The organism is Synechocystis sp. LEGE 06083 (assembly GCF_015207725.1).
GTDB classification, from domain to species: domain Bacteria; phylum Cyanobacteriota; class Cyanobacteriia; order Cyanobacteriales; family Microcystaceae; genus Synechocystis; species Synechocystis salina.
In genome coordinates this window covers 1-2,419 of the sequence record NZ_JADEWJ010000391.1, presented here as the reverse complement: position 1 = coordinate 2,419, position 2,419 = coordinate 1, and the positions used below count along the sequence as shown (strand labels likewise).

Genomic DNA, 2,419 nt, shown 5'->3' with positions numbered 1-2,419 from the left:
GTGGCACCCTTTCCCCTACCCTGGAAAAGGCGATCGCCTTGGGTTATGTTCCCCCGGAACTTGCAAAAGTAGGTCAGGAATTGGAGGTGGAAATTCGGGGTAAAACCTATGGGATAAAAGTAGCGAAAAAACCCTTTTATCGTTCTGCTCACAAACCTCGTTAGTTGGCAGTTTTACAACTGACTAGCTTGCCGATCGCCATGGGAAATTACCTTAAAAATTGTCAGAATTGAAACCCAAGATCAATGTTACGCATTAGCGAAATCAAACTCCCCCTAGACCATGACGACACAGCCCTGGCACAGGCCATTCTCAAAAAGCTGGGCATTAGTAAAGAACAATTAACCAGTTACACCATTTTCAAACGTAGTTATGATGCCCGCAAACGAGGCCATATTCTGCTGGTCTATATCGTTGACGTAGCAACACCCCAAGCGGAAAAGTTACTGGCCAAATTTGCCGGCGATCGCCAGATTGCGCCCACCCCAGCCATGACCTATGAGTTTGTTGCCCAGGCCAAACCAGGTCAAGTAGTCGAAGGAAAACGGCCCGTTGTGATTGGGACAGGCCCCTGTGGCATGTTTGCCGGTTTACTACTGGCCCAGATGGGTCTGAAGCCGATTATTTTGGAGCGGGGTAAATCAGTGCGGGACCGCAGTGTGGACACATTCCGCTTTTGGGTGAAGGGAAAACTCAATGCTGAATCCAACGTCCAGTTTGGAGAAGGGGGAGCAGGGACTTTTTCCGACGGCAAACTCTATAGCCAAGTACGGGATCCAAACCATTACGGCCGCAAGGTGTTGGAGGAATTTGTTAATGCCGGAGCCGATCCCGAAATTCTTTACATCAACCGACCCCACATTGGCACCTATCGCCTCGTGAAAATTGTCCAGAATTTACGTTCCACCATAGAAGAGTTGGGGGGAGAAATTCATTTTCAAAGCCATGTTACCGACATCAATATCCAACAAAATCAAGTGCAGGGGATAACCCTGGAAAATGGTCAGTATATTGCCACTAACCATGTGGTGCTAGCGGTGGGGCACAGCGCCAGAGACACTTTTCAAATGTTATTTGAACGAGGAGTCTATATAGAAGCCAAGCCCTTTTCCCTCGGTTTTCGCATTGAGCATCCCCAAGCCCTCATTGACCAATGTCGCTATGGTCCCCAAGCTGGCCATGCCCGCCTTGGTTCCGCCGACTACAAATTAGTTCACCATTGCCAAAACGGGCGATCGGTTTACAGCTTTTGTATGTGCCCAGGGGGCAAGGTAGTGGCCGCCGCTTCCGAACCGGGCAGATTAGTCACCAATGGCATGAGCGAATACGCCCGGGATGAAGCTAACGCCAATAGCGCCATTGTGGTGGGCATTAATCCGGAGGAAGATTATCCAGAACACCCGTTAGCGGGCATTGCTTTGCAGCGATTTTGGGAGGAACGGGCTTTCCAGTTAGGGGGAGCAAATTACCAAGCTCCGGGGCAATTGGTGGGAGATTTTCTGGCCAATCAACCTTCTATCAAATTTGGTTCCGTTCTACCTTCCTATAAACCGGGGGTAAAACTGGTCAACCTGGGGGAAAGTCTGCCCGATTATGCGATCGCCGCTTTGCGGGAGGCCATTCCCGCTTTTGATAAAAAAATCCGGGGTTTTGCCATGGAAGATGCTGTGTTAACTGCGGTGGAAACCCGCACTTCTTCTCCCATTCGCATTAAACGGGGGGATGATTTCCAAAGCATCAATACGCTTGGTCTTTATCCCGCCGGGGAAGGGGCCGGTTACGCTGGGGGGATTTTATCCGCTGGCATTGACGGTATTAAAGTAGCAGAGGCGATCGCCTTGGATTTTTTTGCTAAAGTTGACATCTAAGCAGAATAATTTTTTAACACCAAACCTAGCTAGGGTATTGATAAAGTTAATGAATAACTTAGAACAAATTGAAACGCAAGTTAAACAGCTAAATCCCTCGGATTTCGCCAAATTTCGAGAATGGTTCCATGAATATGATTGGCAGGCCTGGGATTGTCAAATTGAGCAAGACTCTAAGTCTGGTAAGCTAAAAGCTTTAGCGGAAAAGGCATTGGCAGACCATAGTGCTGGTCAGACAAAAGTGCTTTGAACCATCACAGGAACTCTGATTTCTGGTTTTGTTATCGCCATCTGCCAGAAGAAATTCAGAGACGGGCAGATAAGGCTTATCAATTACTAAGTCAAAATCCTCGCCATCCCTCACTTCATTTCAAAAAAGTGGGAGAACTATGGTCTGTTCGAGTCGCCTTGCATTATCGAGCATTGTCGATTGAAACCGATGACGGCTATGTTTGGTTTTGGATTGGTACACACGAAGATTACGATAAGCTATTGGGCTAACGGTATCCTCCCAAAGCTAAGCCATCAGCGGCGCAAAATTCCCCACCCCG

At 48.2% G+C, this 2,419-nt stretch carries 3 protein-coding genes; all 3 read left to right on the top strand.

Annotated features, from left to right (window positions below):
* On the top strand, window positions 1-164 hold a 164-nt coding region (locus tag IQ219_RS18965; RefSeq protein ID WP_304650697.1), incomplete at its 5' end, for a glycine cleavage T C-terminal barrel domain-containing protein.
* A gap of 81 nt (window positions 165-245) precedes the next feature.
* The gene (locus tag IQ219_RS18960) at window positions 246-1,868 is read left to right on the top strand and encodes an NAD(P)/FAD-dependent oxidoreductase (RefSeq protein WP_194073644.1); all 1,623 of its coding nucleotides are present in this window, start codon (window positions 246-248) and stop codon (window positions 1,866-1,868) included.
* A gap of 49 nt (window positions 1,869-1,917) precedes the next feature.
* Complete coding sequence (locus IQ219_RS18955; RefSeq protein WP_194073643.1) at window positions 1,918-2,118, top strand: hypothetical protein; 201 nt, start codon at window positions 1,918-1,920, stop codon at window positions 2,116-2,118.
* The last annotated feature ends 301 nt before the right edge of the window (window positions 2,119-2,419 follow it).